Below are 18,834 nucleotides of genomic sequence, written 5' to 3'. Positions count from 1 at the left end.
GGCCGCGGACACCTGGAGAAACCGGCTGTGACGATTCTGAACGACCCGGAGCGATCGGCTGACGCCGACTACGACCGTGAGGTGCCGGTCAGGGGCAGACAGCCCGGCAACGTCGTGGTGAAGTGGCTGACGACCACCGACCACAAGACCATCGGCACGCTGTACCTGACGACGTCCTTCGGGTTCTTCCTCGTCGGCGGCGTGATGGCCCTGCTCATCCGCGCCGAGCTGGCCCGCCCGGGCCTGCAGATCGTCTCCCCCGAGCAGTACAACCAGGCGTTCACGATGCACGGCACGATCATGCTGCTGATGTTCGCCACCCCGCTGTTCGCCGGTTTCACGAACTGGATCATGCCGCTGCAGATCGGCGCGCCCGACGTGGCGTTCCCGCGGCTGAACATGTTCGCCTACTGGCTCTACCTGTTCGGGTCCTCGATCGCGGTGGGTGGCTTCCTCACCCCGCAGGGCGCCGCCGACTTCGGCTGGTTCGCCTACACCCCCCTGTCGGACGCCGTCCGCACCCCGGGTCTGGGCGCCGACCTGTGGATCATGGGCCTGGCCTTCTCCGGCTTCGGCACCATCCTCGGCGCGGTCAACTTCATCACCACGATCATCTGCATGCGCGCTCCCGGCATGACGATGTTCCGGCTGCCGATCTTCACCTGGAACGTGCTGCTGACCGCCGTCCTCGTCCTCTTCGCCTTCCCGGTGCTGGCGGCGGCCCTGTTCGCCCTGGAGGCGGACCGCAAGTTCGGCGCGCACATCTTCGACGCCGCCAACGGGGGTCCGCTGCTGTGGCAGCACCTCTTCTGGTTCTTCGGCCACCCAGAGGTGTACATCATCGCGCTGCCGTTCTTCGGCATCGTCACCGAGATCATCCCGGTCTTCTCCCGCAAGCCGATCTTCGGCTACATGGGCCTGGTGGCCGCGACGATCGCCATCGCCGGCCTGTCCGTGACGGTGTGGGCGCACCACATGTTCGTCACCGGAGGCGTGCTGCTGCCGTTCTTCTCCTTCATGACGTTCCTCATCGCCGTCCCGACCGGCGTGAAGTTCTTCAACTGGATCGGCACCATGTGGAAGGGGTCGTTGTCCTTCGAGACACCCATGCTCTGGGTGGCGGGTTTCCTCGTCACATTTCTCTTCGGCGGGCTGACCGGGATCATCCTGGCCTCGCCGCCGATGGACTTCCACGTGTCCGACTCGTACTTCGTGGTGGCGCACTTCCACTACGTCGTCTTCGGCACCGTCGTCTTCGCGATGTTCGCCGGCTTCCACTTCTGGTGGCCCAAGTTCACCGGCAGGATGCTCGACGAGCGCCTGGGCAAGATCACCTTCTGGACGCTGTTCATCGGCTTCCACGGCACCTTCCTGGTCCAGCACTGGCTGGGCGCCGAGGGCATGCCGCGCCGCTACGCCGACTACCTGGCCGCCGACGGCTTCACCACCCTCAACACCATCTCGACCATCAGTTCCTTCCTCCTCGGCTCCTCCATGCTGCCGTTCCTCTACAACGTGTGGAAGACCGGCCGGTACGGCAAGCCGGTCGGCGTCGACGACCCGTGGGGTTACGGCCGCTCCCTGGAGTGGGCCACCTCCTGCCCGCCGCCGCGCCACAACTTCACCACCCTGCCGCGTGTGCGCAGCGAGTCCCCCGCCTTCGACCTGCACCACCCCGACATCGCCATGGTCGAGGCCGAGGCCCACGGGGTCCGTTGACGATCCGCCGGAGGCAGCGATGAGCGAGGTGGCGAAGCAAGGGTCCGCACAGGCCGGCGGGCTCGGTGACCAGGTGGAGGGATACCTGCTGTGGCAGGCCACGATCGCGGTGGCCGAGGCCCGTGCGGAGACGTTCGTGGAGACCATGGAGTGGCTGACCACCTCCCAGCGCGCCGACGTCAGGCAGCGGTACGTCGCCGACAGCCTGCACCACGCCCAACGGGACTTGGAACGGATCGCGGCCCGCTGTCGGTCACTGCGCGGCGAGTACGAGCGGCGCTACCGGGAACTGCGTCTGCGGTGTGTGGGCTGGGCGGTGGCCGCCGGCACGTGCCTGGCCTCGGTGACCGCCGCCGCCCTGTCGTTGATCCGATGACGCCGGGACGGCGAGGTCCGAACGGCTGAGGAGAGCTGTCGTGCCGCCTCGCGAGCCCGGCCCGCGCCCGGGGTGGGAAGCTGGCGTGGCCCAGCCCCCCACCGTCGTCGGACCAGGAAGCCCTCCCCATGACCGAGCAGGTGCTCCAGCGTGTCGCCGGATACGAAAAGCGCTTCACCGCGCTGTTCGAGGAGTACTTCGACACGTTGGGCGGGCGGCTCGACACGCCGTCGCTCAGCCGCTTCACCCCGGAGTGCCTGGCGCTCGTGCGGGATCTGGCCCTGCGCGGAGGCAAGCGGATGCGGGTGGTCCTCCTGCACGAGGCGGCTCGGCTGGTGACCGACGAGCCGGCCGAGGGGCTGGACGCGGCCGCCTTGAGCATCGAACTGCTGCACACCCACGGTCTGATCCATGACGACCTCATCGACGACAGCCCCACGCGCCGGGGCGGTCCGTCCACGTACTACGCCTACCGCGACCGGTTCCCTCGTCACCCGCAGGCGGCCCTCGGCCTCACGGTCCTCGCCGGCGACCTCGCCCTCGCCCTGTCCCTGCGGGTCCTCCTTGACGCGAAAGCACCTCTCGCCCTGCGGCAGGCCATGGTCGAGACGCAGACACGTGCGGCCGCCGACACGTTCATGGGGCAGATCGTCGACCTGGAGCGCGACTTCGCCACGGCCCCGGACGAGGACGTCCTGCACGCCGTGGCCGACTACAAGTCCGCCCGGTACTCGATCCTCGCGCCCCTGCAGCTCGGCCTGCTGGCAGCCGGCGAACGACCCGCGCTCTTCGAACGGGAACTGCGCGGCTACGCGCGGCTGGTCGGGATCTGCGGGCAGATGCGCGACGACTACCTGGACCTGTTCGGGGACCCGGCCGTCATGGGCAAGCCGACCGGCGGCGACCTGCGCGACGGAAAGCGCAGCTACACCGTCAGCGCTCTGCTGGCCGCCGTGAGCGGCGCCGAGCGCGCCATGGTGGAATCCGCGCTCGGGGACCGGTCCCCCACGCCGGAGACGGTCTCCGCCCTCCGGGAGATCGCCGAGAGCAGCGGTGCGGCGGACAGGATGCGCGCGGACATGCGGCGGCATGCCGAGCGGGCTTGCGCCCTCGCCGCCGGGTGGCGGCCGCGGTGGCGGGACGACGCGGTCGCCTTCTTCGAGCTCCTGCCGCTGTGGAGCGTGGACCGGGCCGCCTGACCTCCCCCGGCGCGGGGAGGCGCCGGCAGGGGCGACGCGGCGAAGCTCAGGCGCCCCGACGCTCCTCCCGTCGGCGGACCAGTTCCTCGACCGCGCTCGGCAGGGTCGTCTCGAAATCGATCAGCTTGGCCCAGGTCGGCGTCACGACGATCCGGACCATCCCGTCGTAGAGCGAATGGACCTCGGCCTCCCATTCGACCCGCTGCTCGGGCGTCATCTCGTAGGTGTTGTTCGCTTCCATGAACTCGTCCGGAATGCCGTCGACGACGTCGAGCTCGGCCCGGCCCCGGATGAGCAGGATCCTGGGCGGATGCACCTCGGTGTCGATCGTCAGGGCGACCATGGGGTTGTCGCGCAGGGCCGGCAGCTTCGGGGCGTTCTTGGGAGTGCACATGACGATCTGGGCGCCGTTCCAGGAGAACCCGATCGGGACGTTGCGAGGCGTGCCGTCCTTGGCGACGTAGGCCAGCCGAGTCAGGTCGCGGGCCAGGAGTTCCTGGCTGACGGGTCGGTTCAGGATCTCGTTGATCTCGTTCGGCTGCACGGTCGTCTCCCCTGCTCGGTTGCTCGGTCCGCGGTGCGGGGCGCGCGGCGTCCTGTCGGGGCGGCGCGCCGGACGGTGGTGGCTCGGTCCCTCTTCTCCACGGCGTTTCTACACGGCGGCCGCCGTTTCGAGGTGGTCCGCGACCAGCGCGGCGAACTCGTCGGAGGTGGCGAGCCGGATGCCGAGGGCCTCGGCCTTGGCGCGCTTGCTTCCCGCACCCTCTCCGGCCACGACCAGGGTCGTCCTCTTCGACACGCTGGAGGACGAGCGACCGCCGGCGCGTTCGATGAGCTCGTTCATCTGGTTGCGGCTGAGCTTCTCCAGCGCGCCGGTCATCGCGCCGGTGACGACCACGGTCATGCCGGCCAGCGGTCCGCCGCCCGCGTCGCTCGCGGCCTGCGCAGCGTCGTCGGCGCTCGGGGCGTCGCCGTCCGCGGCGGGTGTGGTCGGGGCGGGAGCCGGCGGGGCGGGCGGGGTGGCGCCGGGCTCGGTCATGTTCACGCCGGCTGCGGTCAGTTTGTCGATGAGCGGGCCGAGTTCGGCGAGTTCGGCGACGATCGTCGGAGCCTTCTCGGCGCCGATGCCGTCGACCTGCCGGATCGCCTCGGCGTCCGCGGCGCGCACGTGGTCCATCGTGGCGAAGTGCCGGGCGATCCGGCGGGACATGGAGCGGCCCGTGCCGCGGACGCCGAGGGCGCACAGCACTCTCGACAGCGGTTGCGCCTTCGCCGTGGCGAGCGCCGCGAGCAGCTTGTCGGTGCTGGTCTCCCCCATGCGCTCCAGGCCCAGCAGCTGCTCACGGGTGAGGGTGAACAGGTCGGCGAGGTCCGCGACCAGCCCGGCCTCCACGAGCTGGACGACCCGTGTGCGGCCGAGGCCTTCGATGTCGAGCTGGTCGCGGCCGGCGGCGTAGGAGAGGGAGGCGACGAGGTGGCAGTTGCGGCCGTTCTCGCAGCGCCAGCGCTGTTCGGCCGTGTCGATGTCCGATCCGCAGCGCGGGCATGTCTCGGGGAAGACGATCGGCTGTTCGTCGCCGGTGCGCAGGTGGGCCACGGGGGCCTCGATGCGGGGAATGACGTCCCCGGCCCGGTGGACCGTGACCCGGTCGCCCAGCCGCAGGTCACGGCGGGTGATGTCGGCCGGGTTGTGGAGCGTGGCGTAGGTGATGGTGGAGCCGTCGATCTCCACCGGTTCGAGGACGGCCCGGGGGGCGATGACGCCGGTACGGCCCACGTTCCACTCCACCGCCAGCAGCCGGGTGATCTTCTCCACGGCGCGCAGTTTGAAGGCGATCGCCCAGCGCGGGGCGCGGGAACCGGATCCCGCGGTGCGCTGGTCCGCGGCCAGGTCCGCCTTGACGACGATCCCGTCGATCCCGAAGGGCAGCGACGGGCGCAGGGCGGCGATCTGCGCCACCCGCTCCAGGACCGCTTCGACCGTGTCCGCGGTGATGCCGGGCACGGCGGTGGCGGCCGTGGTGTTCACTCCGTAGGCGGCGGCCCTGGCCATCAGGTCGCTGTGGGCGCTCTCCACCAGGGCCCCGGCGAGCGCGGGCGCGGTGTCCGGCAGCGGCAGCAGGCCGTAGCCGAAGAACGTCATGGGCACCGTGTAGGCGCGCTCCTTCGCGCGCAGGGTGCCGGCCGCGGCGTTGCGCGGGTTCGCGAACGGCGCCCCGCCGTGCGCGGTGCGCACCTCGTTGGCGTGCTCGAACTGGCGGGTCGTCATCAGGACTTCGCCGCGTACCTCCACCGTGACCGGTTCCGTCAGCTCCGCCGGCAGGCCCTCGATCGTCCCGATCGCGTGCGTGACGTCCTCCCCGGCCGACCCGTCGCCCCGGGTCACCAGCCGTGTCAGGCGGCCACGGGTGTAGCGGGCCGCGATCGCCAGGCCGTCCAGCTTCGGCTCCACGCTGTAGCGCTCGGCGTCCCGGCCCAGGCGGCGGGCCAGCGAGGCCGTCCAGGCCGTGAACTCCTCGGGGGAGAACACGTTGTCCAGGCTCAGCATCGCCACCGTGTGCGGGACGTCGCCCTCCACGGCGCCGCCGGCCACCTTCCCGGTCGGCGAGTCGGCCCGCACCTCGTCCGGGTGCCGGGTCTCCCAGTCCGCGATGGCGCGCACCAGCCGGTCGTAGGAGTCGTCGTCCAGGGCCGACGTGCCGCCCTCGTAGTAGGCGGCCGACGCCCGCACGGCGTCCTGGACGGCCTGCGCGTAGGCGACGGCGTCCGCGATCACTGCACCCGGTGTTGTCATGGCCGACATCCTGCCCGCCACCACTGACAACGGCCCGCGCGAGCACGGGAGCCGGTGCGGGCACGAGAGCCAGTGCGGGCACGAGAGCCAGTGCGGGCACGAGAGCCAGTGCGGGCACGAGAGCCGGTGCGGGCCGCTCGCGAGCGGCTCGGCGGTGATCGCCTATCTTGGCGCGTATGCAGTCCTACACGATCGGCCAGGCCGCTCGGCTCCTCGGCGTGAGTCCCGACACCGCACGGCGGTGGGCCGACGCGGGCCGGGTGGCCACCCACCGGGACGAGGGCGGACGGCGCCTCATCGACGGCCGGGACCTGGCCGCGTTCTCCACGGAGCTGGCCGCGAGCGGAGCCGCCGGCGAGGAGGTCTCCTACACCTCCGTGCGCAACGCGTTCCCCGGCATCGTCACGGCGGTGAAGCTCGGCGACGTCGCGGCCCAGGTGGAGATCCAGGCCGGACCGCACCGGCTGGTGTCGTTGCTGACCCGGGAGGCCGTGGAGGAGCTGGGCCTGGAGGTCGGGGTGGAGGCCGTCGCCCGGGTGAAGTCGACGAACGTGCACATCGACCGGGCCTGACAGAACGCTGCGGCGAGTTCGGCCCCGAGCGCACACTCCGCACGGTCCCCCCGGGCCGGCGCCGGGTCGTGTCCACCGCCTCGTCCGCCGGTTCCCGGACCCGGTCGCCGGCGGACCGCTCCCGCGCACCGGACCGCACCCGACCCGGGGTGCCGTGCAAACGCACATGCCGCGCATTCCGAAACCATCCCTGGCTTGTGCGAAGCGACCGCAGCTTTTCGCCTAGCATCTGCGGCATTATCATCAGCGCACGCACACCTGCTCGGCGAGTCGTCCGGTGTCCGCGCCGCGCCGCCGGGCGCCCGGTCGGCCGGGGTGTCCGTGTCCGTGAGGACCGAACAGGGAGTTTGACCCGTGATGATCCGTACCGCGCGCCGGACCCGCCGTGCCCTGCAGGCAGCCGGTGCGGGGGCTGCGGCCCTGCTGGCCCTGAGCGCCTGCTCGTCCTCCGGCGACTCCTCGGCGACGACGTCGGACTCGTCGGCGTCCGCGTCCTCGGCGGACGAGCCGTCCGGCGCCGTGACCGTGTTCGCCGCGGCCTCCCTGAAGGAGAGCTTCACGGCCCTGGGCGAGAACTTCGAGAAAGCCCACCCGGGCACGAAGGTCACCTTCAGCTTCGGGGGCAGCGACTCCCTCGCGGCGAGCATCACCGGCGGCGCCCCGGCGGACGTGTTCGCCTCGGCCAGCCCCAAGACGATGAAGATCGTCACCGAGGCCGGGGACGCCGTCGGCCCGCCTGCCACGTTCGTCCGCAACCAGCTGGAGATCGCCACCCTGCCGGGCAATCCCGACAGGATCGGCTCCCTGGCGGACCTGACGAAGTCCGGCCTCAAGGTCGTGCTGTGCGACAAGACGGTGCCGTGCGGCGCCGCCGCGCAGAAAGCGCTCGACGCCGGCAGCCTCACGCTCGAGCCGGTCTCGTACGAGCAGGACGTCAAGTCGGCGCTGACGAAGGTCGAGCTGAAGGAGGCCGACGCGGCCGTCGTCTACCGGACCGATGTGCGCGCCGCAGACGGCAAGGTGGCGGGCGTGGAGTTCCCCGAGTCCGCCGACGCCGTCAACGAGTACCCCATCGTCCGGCTGAAGGGCGCCGACAACGCCGACGCCGCCGACGCGTTCATCGCGCTCGTGCGGTCCCCCGAGGGCCAGAAGGTCCTGACGGGGGCCGGGTTCCTCAAGCCGTGACCCCCTCCGACGAGCCCGACGCCGCGTCCGGCGCGTTCCGCGGGCGTGCGGCCCTGCGCCGGCGCGTCCGCGGGGGCGCAGCGCCGCTGCCCCTGCTGCTGCCCGCGCTGATCGGCCTGGCGTTCCTGACGGTGCCGCTCGTCGCCCTGCTGGTACGGGCCCCCTGGCGCAGTCTGCCCGGGCAGCTGACCAGCGCCGAGGTGTGGCAGGCGCTGCGGCTGTCGCTGGTCTGCGCGACGGCGGCGACCGCGGTGAGCCTGGTCGTCGGCGTGCCGCTGGCCTGGCTGCTGGCCCGCGTCGAGTTCCCCGGGCGCGGGCTCGTACGGGCTCTCGTCACCTTGCCGCTCGTGCTGCCGCCGGTCGTCGGCGGTGTGGCCCTGCTGATGGCGCTCGGCCGCAACGGCGTCGTCGGCAGGTGGCTCGACTCCTGGTTCGGGATCACCCTTCCCTTCACCACCGCCGGGGTGGTGATCGCCGAGGCGTTCGTCGCGATGCCGTTCCTCGTCATCAGCGTCGAGGGGACGCTGCGCGCCGCCGACCCGCGCTACGAAGAGGCCGCCGCCACGCTCGGCGCGTCCCGCTTCACCGCGTTCCGCCGGGTCACCCTCCCGCTGATCGCGCCGGGCATCGCGGCCGGCGCGGTCCTGGCCTGGGCCCGGGCGCTCGGCGAATTCGGCGCGACGATCACGTTCGCGGGCAACTTCCCCGGCCGTACGCAGACGATGCCGCTGGCCGTTTATCTGGCGCTGCAGAGCGATCCGGAGGCGGCCATGGCCCTGAGCCTGGTCCTGCTGGCCGTGTCCGTCGCGGTGCTGGCCGGGCTGCGCGAGCGCTGGATGACGACGGGTGGATGACGGCGGGTGGACGGCGGGTGACGACGGCGGGTGGACGGCGACGAGTGGATGACAGCCGATGGGGGGCGTCGGATGGGTGACGGCAGGACGACCGGGCCGCGCCGCGCGGACCCGCGGCTCCGCTCGCCGGCTCCTTCGGAGGGTCTCGACGCCCGTCTCGTCGTCGAGCGCGGCGCCTTCCGCCTCGACGTGACGCTGCGCGTCGCCCCTGGCGAGGTCGTCGCCCTGCTCGGCCCGAACGGCGCGGGGAAGACCACCGCCCTGCGAGCCCTCGCCGGCCTCACCGAGCTCACGGGCGGCCGTCTGCGGCTGGACGGCGCCGCGCTGGAGGGGACGCCGCCGGAGTCCCGTCCGGTCGGCGTCGTCTTCCAGGACTACCTGCTCTTCCCGCATCTGAGCGCCCTGGACAACGTGGCCTTCGGACCGCGCTGCCAGGGCGCGACCAAGGCGCAGGCCCGGGCCCGGGCCGCCGAGTGGCTGGGGCGGCTGGGTCTCGCGGACCACGCCGGCGCCAAGCCGCGCAGGCTGTCCGGCGGACAGGCGCAGCGCGTCGCCCTGGCCCGCGCGCTGGCCACCCGCCCGCGCCTTCTCCTGCTCGACGAGCCTCTCGCCGCGCTGGACGCCCGCACGCGGCTGGAGGTGCGCGCCCAACTCCGGCGTCATCTGGCCGAGTTCGAGGCCGTCGCCGTCCTGGTCACGCACGATCCGCTGGACGCGATGGTACTGGCCGACCGTCTGGTCGTCGTCGAGGACGGCCGGGTGGTCCAGGAGGGCGTCCCCTCCGACATCGCGCGCCATCCGCGCTCGGACTACATCGCCCGGCTGGTCGGGCTGAACCTCTACCGCGGCCGGTCCGACGGCCATGTCGTCCGCCTCGACAGCGGCCCTTCCCTCACCACCACCGAGGTACTGTCCGGCCCGGTCTTCGTGGCGTTCCCGCCGAGCGCGGTGACGCTCTACCGGGAGCGTCCGACCGGGGCCAGCGCCCGCAACCTGTGGCGCTGCGAGGTGGCGGGCCTGGAGACCCACCGTGACCAGATCCGCGCCGATCTCACGGGGGAGCTTCCGCTCGCCGCGGATCTGACGACGGCCGCCGCCGCCGAGCTCGATCTCCACCCGGGCGCCGAGGTCTGGGCGACGGTGAAGGCCGCGCAGACCCACGCCTACCCGGTCTGAGAGGATCGCGGGCCCGACGCGAACGCCCCTCAGGCACCGGCCAGTTCGGCGTTCGCGCGCTCAGTGACGAGGGTCAGCACGCGGCCCGCGACGGCCAGTTCGTCGGCCGGGATCCCGGCGTAGAGCCGGTCGGCGATCTCGGCGCCCTCGGTCGAGGTCTTCTCGTACAACTCCCGTCCGGCGTCCGTCAGTCGTATCCGCGACGGCTGCCCGGGGGTCTCGTCCAGCAGCTTCGCCGCCGTCAACTCCTCGATGACGCCGTGCACGAGCGACTCGTCGACCTTCAGCGACCCGCTGACGTCGGCGACCAGCTCGTCGCGGCTCGTGGACCCTGCCGCCAGCGCGACGGCTCGGATCACCACGCTCTGGTGGAACGTGGCGCCGTGGGCGGTCAGCACGTTCTCCACAAGGGCCCGCGAGGCGTAGTGCGCCAGAGCGACGACCCTGCCGTCGACCGTGGGTGCGGTGGTTGTCATGACTGCTCTCCTTCGGTTCGCCCAGGACGGGAATCGCGTGGGCACGAGGGGCGTCGCCCCCGCACGCGCCCTTCGGCGCCGGGCCCATGACAGTACAGTACATGGCTACTATATCTATGGCTACTATTCGCTTCGTCAGGAAGTTGTTCTAGTATTGTGCGAACAATGGATACCGCCGTTCCTGGCAGCGGCGGCCTACACGTCACCCGACGGGAGCCCCCCGTGAAGCGCTCGACCCCTGGCCCGGTCCTCGCCGCGCTCCCCTTTCTGGTCGCCCTGGCCGCCGACGCCGCCCTGTCCGCCTCGACGCACCGCCGGCTGCCCGATCCGATGGCCACCCATTTCACCCTGGCCGGAGAGGCCGACGGACACACCGGGCGCGGCGCGTTCCTGGCGACGAGCGCGGGGCTGCTCGCCGGGGTCGCCGCGGTCATGGCCGTTCTCGTCGGCCGGGCGACCACCCGGAGCGGATGGCTCCTCGTGACGGCCTACGGAGTCGCCGGGCTCATGGGCTCGCTCTTCGTCTCGGTGCAGCTCGTCAACCGCCCCGTGCACGGCGACGCCTCCACCGTCCGCCTCGGCCCGTGGCACCTGGCCGTGGCGTTCCTGGTGGCGGCGGCGTGCGCAGGGGCGGGGCTGCTGCTCGCGCGTCGCCTCCCCTCCCCCGATCCGGTCTCCGCTCCCGCGTCCCCCGCACCGCTCGGGCTCGCCGACGGCGAACTCGCGGCCTGGGCGCACGCCACCGGATCCTGGCCGATCGGCGCCCTGGGCGTGCTGCTGACGGCCGCGGCCCTCGCGCTGCTCCCGTTCACCGGCCCGGCCGCCGCCGCCCCGCTCCTGCTGGGCGGCCTGCCCTGCCTCTGCTTCGCCCGCGTGTCCGTCACCGTGGGCCTTCAAGGGCTGACGGTGAGCCCGGGCAGGCTCCCCTGGCCGCGGATCCGCCTGCCCCTGGAGTCGATCTCCGACGCCTCGCACCGGCGGGTCGACGCCCTCGGCGACTTCGGTGGCTGGGGTTACCGGATCCGCCCCGGTGCGTCAGGGGTGATCCTGCGTTCCGGACCGGCGCTCGTCGTACGGCGCGCGGGCGGACGCGAGTTCGCCGTGACGGTCGACGACGCGGCCACCGCGGCCGCCCTGCTCAACAGCCTGATCGCCCGGCGAGAGGCGCGCTGAGGTGCTGATCCGCATCGACCCCGGCTCCCCCGTGCCTCTCGGCGCGCAGATCGCCGCGCGCTTGCGGCGGGCCGTCGCCGACGGCGAGATCTCCCCGGGTGAGCGGCTGCCGCCCGCCCGCGCCCTCGCCGAGTCGCTCGGCGTCAACGTCCACACCGTGCTGCGCGGTTACCAGGAGCTGCGCGACGAGGGGCTGATCGAGCTGCGCCGCGGGCGCGGGGCGATGGTCCTCGCGGGCACGCCGACCCGCGCCCGCCTGCTGGAACAGGTGCGGTCCCTGGTGTCCGAGGCGCGCACCCTCGGGCTCTCCGAGGACGAGGTGGTCGGGCTGGTGCGCACCGGCCTCAGGGAAAGCGGAGCCTGACCCCGACGCACACCTGCCGGGCCCGCGCCGCCCGCTCCCCCGGCTCGGGCCGGGTGTCGACGATCGCCGCCACGTCCGCGCCGGCCCCGGCCAGGTCCAGCGCGGCGGCGTACGCGCTGTCGTTGGCGGTGAACACGACCGCGCGAGACGGCCCGGCAGGACGCCGAAGCGGTGGACGTGGGCACGGGCCGAGGCGGCGAGCATCACACCCGGACGGTTCGTCGGCGCCCATCCTGCAGGTGCACGACGGGTAGGCGTCCCAGAACCCTTGTCAAGACATCCGGAGCCTTGCGTCGCCCGCCCGGGCAGGCGACGCCGAACGCAGCCCGAAACGCCCGCACCACCTGCGGGAACAGGCGGTACGGCGAGCCGGGGTCAAGGATCGCCCGCCCGCCCGCCGGAGCGGGGCGGCCCGGGCGAACCGCCGCGCGAACGCCCCTGGACGGAACGAGGGCGGCGGCTTGGCTACGCTGGGCAGCGGACACGCATTTCAGGATGGAACCGGACAATTCCCTAAGGAATCGGTGATGGGTCTCGGTGTCGGTCTTCGGGCCGCCAAGGGCAGGACGCGCGCCCGCGCGTCCACCGCCCTCGCGATCGCCGCCGCCCTCGCCCTGGCCGGCGCCTGCAGCGGCGACGGCAGCGGCGACGGCAGCGGCGGCGAGAGCGCGGGCGCGGGCGACGACACGCCCACCGTCGGCGTGCTGCTCCCCGGCGGTGGAGCCTCCCGCTTCGGCCAGTTCGACAAGCCCCTGATCGAGAAGAAGCTCCGGGAACTGTGCCCGCACTGCCTGGCGACCGTGGCCGCCACCCCCGACCCGGCGGTCCAGCGGCAGCAACTCGAGTCCCTGATCACCCGGGGGGTGGATGTGCTGATCATCGCCGCCGTCGACCCCCAGCTGCTGCGCCCCGCGGTGGAGGACGCCCACCGGGCCGGCATCCCGGTCGTGGCCTACGACCGGCTCGCGCAGGGCCCGATCTCGGGGTATGTCACCTTCGACGGCGCGAAGGTCGGCCGGCTGCAGGGAGCGGCGCTGCTCAAGGCGATGGGCGCGAAGGCCCACGGCGGCCAGATCGTCATGATGAACGGCGCCACGACGGACCCCAACGCCGACTGGTTCAAGCGGGGAGCGCTCTCCGTCCTCGCGGGCGAGGTGAAGATCGGCAAGTCCTACGACACCGTCGGCTGGCGGCCGGAGAACGCCTTCGTCGACATGCGGGCCGCCGTCGCCGCCCTGGGCGCGGGCCGGATCGACGGGGTCCTGGCCGCCAACGACAGTCTCGCCGGCGCCGTGATCTCCGCCCTCAACGCCACCCAGGTCAGGCCGCTGCCCCCGGTCACCGGGCAGGACGCCGACCTGGCGGCCGTGCGGCGCATCATCCAGGGCGATCAGTACATGACCGTCTACAAGCCCTTCAAGCCGGCGGCCGACGCCGCCGTGGAGATGGCCGTCGCCCTGGGACGCGGCCGGCCGGTGGCGTCCATCGCGACCGGGACCGTCGACAACGCCACCACCCAGGACATCCCGGCCGTCCTGCTCCCGTCGGTCCCGGTGACGGCCGGTGACATCAAGGACACTCTGGTGAAGGACGGCATGTACACCGTCGGTCAGATATGCACGCCCGACCTGCGGCCCGCCTGCGCCAGAGCCGGACTCACTCCGTGAGCGGCAGGCCGCACGCCGAACCGTACGACGGCGGCGCACACCGGCGTCGTCGGCCGCAGCCGTAGGCCCCGGCAGTCCTGAGGCTCGCCGGACGTCCGGCGAGCCTCACCCAGGCGGAAGGAGGTGACCCCGTGCCGGCTCAGCCCCTGCTCACGCTGCGCGGCGTGTCCAAACGGTTCGCTGCCGTCCAGGCGCTCGTGGACGTCGAGCTGGAGATCAGCGGCGGCGAGGTGGTGGCCCTGATGGGCGACAACGCCGCGGGCAAGTCCACCCTGGTCAAGGTGATCTCGGGGGTGGGCCCCGCCGACCGGGGCGTCATCGAATGGCGGGGCAGCGCCATCCAGATCAGACGCCCCCAGGACGCCCAGGTCCTGGGCATCGCGACCGTCTACCAGGACCTCGCCATGTGCGACAACCTCGACGTCGTCGGAAACCTCTTCCTCGGCCGGGAGATCCACCGGCTGGGCGTCCTGGACGAGGTGGAGATGGAGCGCCGCACCCGCGAGCTGCTGCACACCCTGTCCATCCGCATCCCCGACGTGCGGGTCCCGGTGGCCTCCCTGTCCGGCGGCCAGCGCCAGGTCGTCGCCATCACCCGCTCGCTCCTCGGCGAGCCCAGGCTGCTGCTGCTCGACGAACCCACCGCCTCCCTGGGCGTCGAGCAGACCGGACAGCTCCTCGACCTCATCGAGGAGCTGCGCGACCGGGGCCTCGGGGTCCTTCTCATCAGCCACAACATGGGCGACATCAAGGCCGTCGCCGACCGGGTCGCCGTGCTGCGCCTGGGACGCAACAACGGCCTCTTCGACGTGAACACGACCCCCCAGGAACAGATCATCTCCTCCATCACCGGCGCGGCGGACAACTCCGTGGCCCAGCGCACCACGCTTCCGGAAGAGACATGGCCGTGAGGGGACGGGGGCCGGACCGGCGCACCGGGGCCCGCGCCGCCCGCACCACGTCCGCCGGCACCGCGTCCACCGACTCGCGAGGGGCCGACGGACGCCGTCGCCACGTGGAGCGGCTCGGGGAACACGCCCGAGCGGTGGGCCGCAGACTGCGCGAGGGCGATCTCGGCCCGGTCCCCGTCCTCCTCGCGCTCGCCGTGACCTGGGCGGTCTTCCAGGGCCTCAACCGCAACTTCCTCTCGCCGCGCAACCTCTCCGTCCTCAGCGTGGACATCGTGGGGACCGGCATCATCGCCGTCGGCATCGTCTTCGTGCTGCTCATCGGCGAGATCGACCTGTCGGTGGGCTCGCTCGCCGGACTGGCGGGGGCGGTGTTCGCCTCGCTCAACGTGAACCTCGGGATGGCGGAGTGGCTCGCCGTGCTCATCGCCCTGCTCTGCGGCGCGGCCGCGGGCGCCGTCCACGGGTTCTCCTTCGCCAGGATCGGCGTGCCCGCGTTCGTCGTCACCCTCGCGGGCCTGCTGGCCTGGAACGGCGTGATGCTCTACCTGCTGGGGACGGAGACCTCCATCAACTTCAGCGAGAGCGGGTTGGTCGCCACGCTGACCAGCCGCTACTTCGACGCCGCGGTCGTCGCCTACGGCCTCGCCTCGCTCGCCACGGCCGCCTACCTCCTGGTCTCCTGGCACGACCGCAGACGGCGCGGCGCCGCCGGGATGCCGTACCGGCCGGTGAGCCGGATCTGGGTGCGCACCGCGCTCCTGGCGGTGGTCGCGTTCACCGCCGTCCACGTGCTGCGACGGTTCGAGGGCGTGCCGCTCGCGCTGCTGATCTTCCTCGCGGTCGTCGTCGTCTCCGACCTCTTCCTGCGCCGCACGCCCTACGGCCGGCGGGTCCTCGCGCTCGGCGGCGGCGTGGAGGCGGCCCGGCGGGCGGGCGTCGACGTGACACGGGTGCGGATCTCGGTGTTCGTGGTGTCGGGGACGCTCGCGGCTGTCGGCGGCCTGTTCGTCGCCTCACGGCTCACCTCGGCGAGCCAGGCCCCGGGCTCCGGGATGCTGCTGATCAACGCCATCGCCGCCGCCGTCATCGGCGGCACCAGTCTGTTCGGCGGGCGCGGCTCGCCCTGGTCGGCGCTGCTGGGGGTGCTCATCATCCAGTCGATCGCCTCGGGCATGGCGCTGCTGGGCGTCGAGCCTCCGATCCAGTTCGTCGTCACCGGCGGGGTGCTGTACGTCGCGGTCGTCTTCGACTCGTTGGCGCGGCGGGCCGCGGCCTCGCGCGGGCGACCCTGACACCCTGGCCGGCCGACCGGCCGACCGGCCGCACCACCTGACGGCCTCACCGTCCGACGGCGTGACCGCCGAAGCGCGCTCCCCGGGCGGGTCGGCTCACCCGTACGGGTATCCTCTCGACTGTTGTCATGGGACAACATCGTGAGAGATGCGGCGCGGATGGGTGGGAAGGTCGGGGCCATGATGTCGTCGCACGCGGGGGATGCGGAGCCGCCGCCGGGCGCACCGTGGGACGGCGTCGCCGAGTGGGAGTGGTGGGAGCCGTCCGTTCTGCTGGTCGAGGACGACCCCGGCGACGCCCTGCTGGTGGAGGAACTGGTCGCCGACAGCGCGCTGAAGATGCGGCTGCGGTGGGTGCGCTCGATGGCGGAGGCCGCCGACGTGCTGGCGACCGAGATACCCGACTGCGTACTGCTCGACCTGCACCTGCCGGACGCGCAGGGCCTGGAAGCGGTGTCCCGCGTCAAGACGCACGCCGACCAGGTGGCCATCGTGGTGCTCACCGGGCAGGCCGAGGAGCTCACCGGGCTGGCGGCGGTCGCCGGCGGCGCCCAGGACTATCTGGTCAAGGGACGGGTGGAGCCCGAGCTGTTTGGGCGGGCGGTGCGCTACGCGATCCAGCGCAAGCAGGGCGAACAGGCCGCCGTGGCGCTGCAGGCCAGCCAGATGCAGGCCCAGGAGAACGCCCGCCTGGAACGCGGGCTGCTGCCACGCCCGTTACTGCGCGGCGACGACGTCGACGTCGTCGCCCGCTATCTTCCCGGACGGGCGCAGGCGCTGCTCGGCGGCGACTTCTACGACATCGTGCAGAGCCCCGACGGCACGGTGCACGCGCTGGTCGGGGACGTGTCCGGGCACGGTCCGGACGAGGCCGCCCTGGGCGTCGCGCTGCGGATCGCCTGGCGCACCCTGGTGTTCTGCGGCGTCACCGGCGCCGAGCAGGTGGAGCGGCTGGAGGAGATCCTGCTGGCGGAACGCGCCCGGAGCGACGTCTTCGCGACGCTCGTCAGCCTCACCGCCGTGCCCGGAGAGCGACGCGCCCGGCTGGTTCGGGCGGGCCACCACGGCCTGCTGGTGCGCACGGCCGACGGGACCGAGTGGGCGGAGCCGCCCGGCGGTCCGGCGCTGGGCGTCATACCCGGCGGGGCGAACCGGCCGCTGGCGGAGCTGGAGGTGCCCGCGGGTGCGGGCGTGGTGCTCTTCACCGACGGCCTGTTCGAGGGGCACGTCGGCCGCGGGGCCGAGCGACTGGGGGAGGCCGGGCTGCTGGCGCTGGCCCGCGAGGAGGCCGGGCTGGCGCCCGAGCCGTTCGTCGACCGGCTGATCGAGCGGGTCGGAGGCCTGGCCGAGTCCCAGGGCGGCCTGGCCGACGACGTGGCCGTGGTCCATCTGAGCTGGAACTGAACGAGCGGGGCGAGCGGTGCCGGAGCGAAGGATGACGGACGTGACGAGCAGGGCCTGGACGGGGCGCCGCCTCACGGTGCAGAGCTGGTTCTACCTGGTCCTGGCGGCGATGATGCTGGTGGTGGCGGTCGGCACCGTGGTGGGCGCGAACATGCTGGACCGGACGGCGCAGGTGAGCGACGAGCTGCTCCAGCGGATCCAGCCGGCCCAGACCGAGGCGTACCGGCTGCAGGCGGCCCTGGTGAACCAGGAGACCGGGGTCCGCGGGTACGCGAGCGCCGCGGACCGGCAGTTCCTGGAGCCGTACACCGCGGGCAAGCAGGACGAGACGCGGGCGGTCGACCGCCTGCGCGCCCTGGTCGCCGGCCGGCCCGCGCTCCTCGCCGACCTGGAGGCGGTCGAGCAGCGCGCCGCGGACTGGCGGGCCGACTACGCCGAGCCGCTGGCCGCCTCGGTCACCCCCGGCCGGCCCCAGCCGGTCGACCAGCGCGCCGCGGACCGCGGCAAGGAGTCCTTCGACCACCTCCGCGCCCTGTGGACGAAGCAGAACACGGACCTGGCGCAGGCCGTCCGCGAGGGCCGGGCCAAGCTGTCGCACGAGCGCAAGACCCGCAACGCGGTCCTGAGCGGCATGGTCGCCGTCTTCCTGCTGACGGGGCTCACCCTCGCGGTCCTCGTCCGGATGCTGGTGACCCGTCCGCTGGAGGCGCTGCGCGGGGCGTCCCGGCAGGTGGCCGACGGCGACTTCGGCCATGTCATCGCCATAGGCGGGCCGGCTGACCTGGCCGCGGTGGCCGCGGACGTCGAAGGCATGCGCCAGCAGATCGTCGCCGAGCTGGAAGCCTCCCGCCGCCAGCGGGACGCCCTCACCGCACAGGCCGCCGACCTGGACGCCCAGGCCGTCGAACTGCGGCGATCCAACGCGGAGTTGGAGCAGTTCGCCTATGTCGCCTCGCACGACCTGCAGGAGCCGCTGCGCAAGGTCGCCTCCTTCTGCCAGCTCCTGGAGAAGCGGTACGGCGACAAGCTCGACGAACGCGCCCTGCAGTACATCGACTTCGCCGTCGACGGCGCCAAGCGCATGCAGATCCTCATCAACGACCTGCTCACCTTCTCCCGGGTCGGGCGCGTCAACGACGCCCAACTGCCTGTCGCCCTCGACCGGACGCTCGACAAGGCGCTGACCAACCTGACGGCGGCCGTCGAGGAGTCCGGCGCTCGGATCGACCGGCCGGAGCACCTGCCCGAGATCGTCGGCGACCCGACCCTGCTGACCATGCTGTGGCAGAACCTGGCCGGCAACGCCCTCAAGTTCCGCCACCCGGACCGCGCCCCGCACGTGCGCGTCACCTGCGAGCCTGACCCCGAGACCCCGGACGCCTGGCGGCTGTCCGTCGCCGACAACGGCATCGGCATCCCGGCCCAGTTCGCGGAGAAGGTCTTCGTCATCTTCCAGCGGCTGCACAGCCGCGACGCCTACGGCGGCACCGGCATCGGCCTGGCCCTGTGCAAGAAGATCGTCGAACACCACGGCGGCAGGATCTGGCTCGACACCGACCACACCGACGGCACCCGATTCTGCTTCACCCTCCCCGCCGCTCCCGCCACCGCGCCGGCGGCGGCCGGCACCGCGACGGCCGCCGCCGACGCGCACACCGAGAAGAAGGCCTGA

Annotated in this window: 17 protein-coding genes and 1 pseudogene; 14 read left to right on the top strand and 4 right to left on the bottom strand. The window is 72.7% G+C overall.

Annotated elements, in window-relative coordinates; genetic code table 11:
• Positions 1-27 precede the first annotated feature (27 nt).
• The 3 genes from ctaD to ACFVYK_RS20705 all read left to right on the top strand — a co-directional run bounded on the left by ctaD (position 28) and on the right by ACFVYK_RS20705 (position 3,294).
• Positions 28-1,719, top strand: a complete 1,692-nt coding sequence (gene ctaD, locus ACFVYK_RS20715; RefSeq protein ID WP_389775942.1) for a cytochrome c oxidase subunit I — start codon at positions 28-30, stop codon at positions 1,717-1,719.
• A gap of 19 nt (positions 1,720-1,738) precedes the next feature.
• Complete coding sequence (locus ACFVYK_RS20710; protein WP_389775940.1) at positions 1,739-2,095, top strand: cytochrome C oxidase subunit I; 357 nt, start codon at positions 1,739-1,741, stop codon at positions 2,093-2,095.
• Between the two features lie 128 nt (positions 2,096-2,223).
• Positions 2,224-3,294: a polyprenyl synthetase family protein gene (locus ACFVYK_RS20705; RefSeq protein WP_389775937.1), complete on the top strand. Its 1,071-nt coding sequence runs from the start codon at positions 2,224-2,226 to the stop codon at positions 3,292-3,294.
• 46 nt (positions 3,295-3,340) lie between these two features.
• On the opposite strand, the gene ACFVYK_RS20700 is transcribed toward ACFVYK_RS20705, so the two are convergent.
• Both ACFVYK_RS20700 and ligA read right to left on the bottom strand, forming a co-directional pair.
• Positions 3,341-3,838 (bottom strand): pyridoxamine 5'-phosphate oxidase family protein, encoded by a 498-nt coding sequence (locus ACFVYK_RS20700; RefSeq protein WP_389775934.1) that lies wholly within the window; start codon positions 3,836-3,838, stop codon positions 3,341-3,343.
• Between the two features lie 108 nt (positions 3,839-3,946).
• A complete protein-coding gene (gene ligA / locus ACFVYK_RS20695) occupies positions 3,947-6,088 on the bottom strand; it encodes an NAD-dependent DNA ligase LigA (protein WP_389775932.1) in 2,142 nt (713 codons plus the stop codon).
• A gap of 176 nt (positions 6,089-6,264) precedes the next feature.
• Here ligA and ACFVYK_RS20690 point away from each other — a divergent pair, with 176 nt between their 5' ends.
• The 4 genes from ACFVYK_RS20690 to ACFVYK_RS20675 all read left to right on the top strand — a co-directional run bounded on the left by ACFVYK_RS20690 (position 6,265) and on the right by ACFVYK_RS20675 (position 9,875).
• On the top strand, positions 6,265-6,660 hold the full coding sequence (locus ACFVYK_RS20690; RefSeq protein ID WP_389775930.1) for a molybdopterin-binding protein: 396 nt from the start codon (positions 6,265-6,267) through the stop codon (positions 6,658-6,660).
• Between the two features lie 357 nt (positions 6,661-7,017).
• On the top strand, positions 7,018-7,845 hold the full coding sequence (gene modA / locus ACFVYK_RS20685; protein WP_389775929.1) for a molybdate ABC transporter substrate-binding protein: 828 nt from the start codon (positions 7,018-7,020) through the stop codon (positions 7,843-7,845).
• Positions 7,842-8,699, top strand: a complete 858-nt coding sequence (gene modB, locus ACFVYK_RS20680) for a molybdate ABC transporter permease subunit (protein ID WP_389775926.1) — start codon at positions 7,842-7,844, stop codon at positions 8,697-8,699. Before modA ends, modB begins: the two co-directional genes overlap by 4 nt.
• 72 nt (positions 8,700-8,771) lie before the next feature.
• On the top strand, positions 8,772-9,875 hold the full coding sequence (locus ACFVYK_RS20675; RefSeq protein WP_389775923.1) for an ABC transporter ATP-binding protein: 1,104 nt from the start codon (positions 8,772-8,774) through the stop codon (positions 9,873-9,875).
• Positions 9,876-9,904: 29 nt separating this feature from the next.
• Here the strand turns inward: ACFVYK_RS20675 and ACFVYK_RS20670 are convergent, their stop codons facing one another.
• A complete protein-coding gene (locus ACFVYK_RS20670; protein ID WP_389775920.1) occupies positions 9,905-10,351 on the bottom strand; it encodes a MarR family winged helix-turn-helix transcriptional regulator in 447 nt (148 codons plus the stop codon).
• Between the two features lie 222 nt (positions 10,352-10,573).
• Here ACFVYK_RS20670 and ACFVYK_RS20665 point away from each other — a divergent pair, with 222 nt between their 5' ends.
• Entirely contained in the window at positions 10,574-11,524 is a 951-nt protein-coding gene (locus tag ACFVYK_RS20665; protein WP_389775918.1) for a DUF1648 domain-containing protein, read from the top strand.
• Position 11,525: 1 nt separating this feature from the next.
• Complete coding sequence (locus tag ACFVYK_RS20660; RefSeq protein WP_389775916.1) at positions 11,526-11,888, top strand: GntR family transcriptional regulator; 363 nt, start codon at positions 11,526-11,528, stop codon at positions 11,886-11,888.
• On the opposite strand, the pseudogene ACFVYK_RS20655 reads toward ACFVYK_RS20660, so the two are convergent.
• Positions 11,887-12,119, bottom strand: a pseudogene (locus tag ACFVYK_RS20655) (hypothetical protein); the annotation flags it as partial. The gene ACFVYK_RS20660 and the pseudogene ACFVYK_RS20655 sit on opposite strands and share 2 nt — an antisense overlap.
• 296 nt (positions 12,120-12,415) lie before the next feature.
• On the opposite strand from ACFVYK_RS20655, the gene ACFVYK_RS20650 reads away from it, so the two are divergent.
• The 5 genes from ACFVYK_RS20650 to ACFVYK_RS20630 all read left to right on the top strand — a co-directional run bounded on the left by ACFVYK_RS20650 (position 12,416) and on the right by ACFVYK_RS20630 (position 18,834).
• A complete protein-coding gene (locus ACFVYK_RS20650) occupies positions 12,416-13,555 on the top strand; it encodes a sugar ABC transporter substrate-binding protein (RefSeq protein WP_389775914.1) in 1,140 nt (379 codons plus the stop codon).
• A gap of 131 nt (positions 13,556-13,686) precedes the next feature.
• Positions 13,687-14,466 carry an ATP-binding cassette domain-containing protein gene (locus ACFVYK_RS20645; RefSeq protein WP_389775912.1) on the top strand — a complete coding sequence of 260 codons (780 nt, stop codon included), beginning with the start codon at positions 13,687-13,689 and terminating at the stop codon, positions 14,464-14,466.
• Positions 14,457-15,758, top strand: coding sequence for a sugar ABC transporter permease (locus ACFVYK_RS20640; protein WP_389775910.1), 1,302 nt, complete (start codon positions 14,457-14,459; stop codon positions 15,756-15,758). The genes ACFVYK_RS20645 and ACFVYK_RS20640 overlap by 10 nt, the downstream gene beginning before the upstream one ends.
• A 180-nt stretch (positions 15,759-15,938) precedes the next feature.
• Positions 15,939-17,162, top strand: coding sequence for a PP2C family protein-serine/threonine phosphatase (locus ACFVYK_RS20635; RefSeq protein ID WP_389775908.1), 1,224 nt, complete (start codon positions 15,939-15,941; stop codon positions 17,160-17,162).
• Positions 17,163-17,193: 31 nt separating this feature from the next.
• Positions 17,194-18,834 carry a CHASE3 domain-containing protein gene (locus tag ACFVYK_RS20630; RefSeq protein WP_389775906.1) on the top strand — a complete coding sequence of 547 codons (1,641 nt, stop codon included), beginning with the start codon at positions 17,194-17,196 and terminating at the stop codon, positions 18,832-18,834.

The sequence above is a fragment of the Streptomyces sp. NPDC058291 genome (genome assembly GCF_042880855.1).
Lineage (GTDB): Bacteria > Actinomycetota > Actinomycetes > Streptomycetales > Streptomycetaceae > Streptomyces.
This window is presented reverse-complemented; position numbering and strand designations above follow the sequence as displayed.

Bases quoted from the DNA above. Each gene is read 5' to 3' on its own strand.
- ACFVYK_RS20690 (WP_389775930.1), top strand. From the start codon at position 6,265: ATGCAGTCCTACACGATCGGCCAGGCCGCTCGGCTCCTCGGCGTGAGT.
- ACFVYK_RS20670 (WP_389775920.1), bottom strand. From the start codon at position 10,351: ATGACAACCACCGCACCCACGGTCGACGGCAGGGTCGTCGCTCTGGCG.
- ACFVYK_RS20640 (WP_389775910.1), top strand. From the start codon at position 14,457: ATGGCCGTGAGGGGACGGGGGCCGGACCGGCGCACCGGGGCCCGCGCC.
- ACFVYK_RS20675 (WP_389775923.1), top strand. From the start codon at position 8,772: ATGGGTGACGGCAGGACGACCGGGCCGCGCCGCGCGGACCCGCGGCTC.
- modA (WP_389775929.1), top strand. From the start codon at position 7,018: ATGATCCGTACCGCGCGCCGGACCCGCCGTGCCCTGCAGGCAGCCGGT.
- ACFVYK_RS20705 (WP_389775937.1), top strand. From the start codon at position 2,224: ATGACCGAGCAGGTGCTCCAGCGTGTCGCCGGATACGAAAAGCGCTTC.
- ACFVYK_RS20650 (WP_389775914.1), top strand. From the start codon at position 12,416: ATGGGTCTCGGTGTCGGTCTTCGGGCCGCCAAGGGCAGGACGCGCGCC.
- ACFVYK_RS20635 (WP_389775908.1), top strand. From the start codon at position 15,939: ATGATGTCGTCGCACGCGGGGGATGCGGAGCCGCCGCCGGGCGCACCG.
- ligA (WP_389775932.1), bottom strand. From the start codon at position 6,088: ATGACAACACCGGGTGCAGTGATCGCGGACGCCGTCGCCTACGCGCAG.
- ACFVYK_RS20710 (WP_389775940.1), top strand. From the start codon at position 1,739: ATGAGCGAGGTGGCGAAGCAAGGGTCCGCACAGGCCGGCGGGCTCGGT.
- ACFVYK_RS20630 (WP_389775906.1), top strand. From the start codon at position 17,194: ATGACGGACGTGACGAGCAGGGCCTGGACGGGGCGCCGCCTCACGGTG.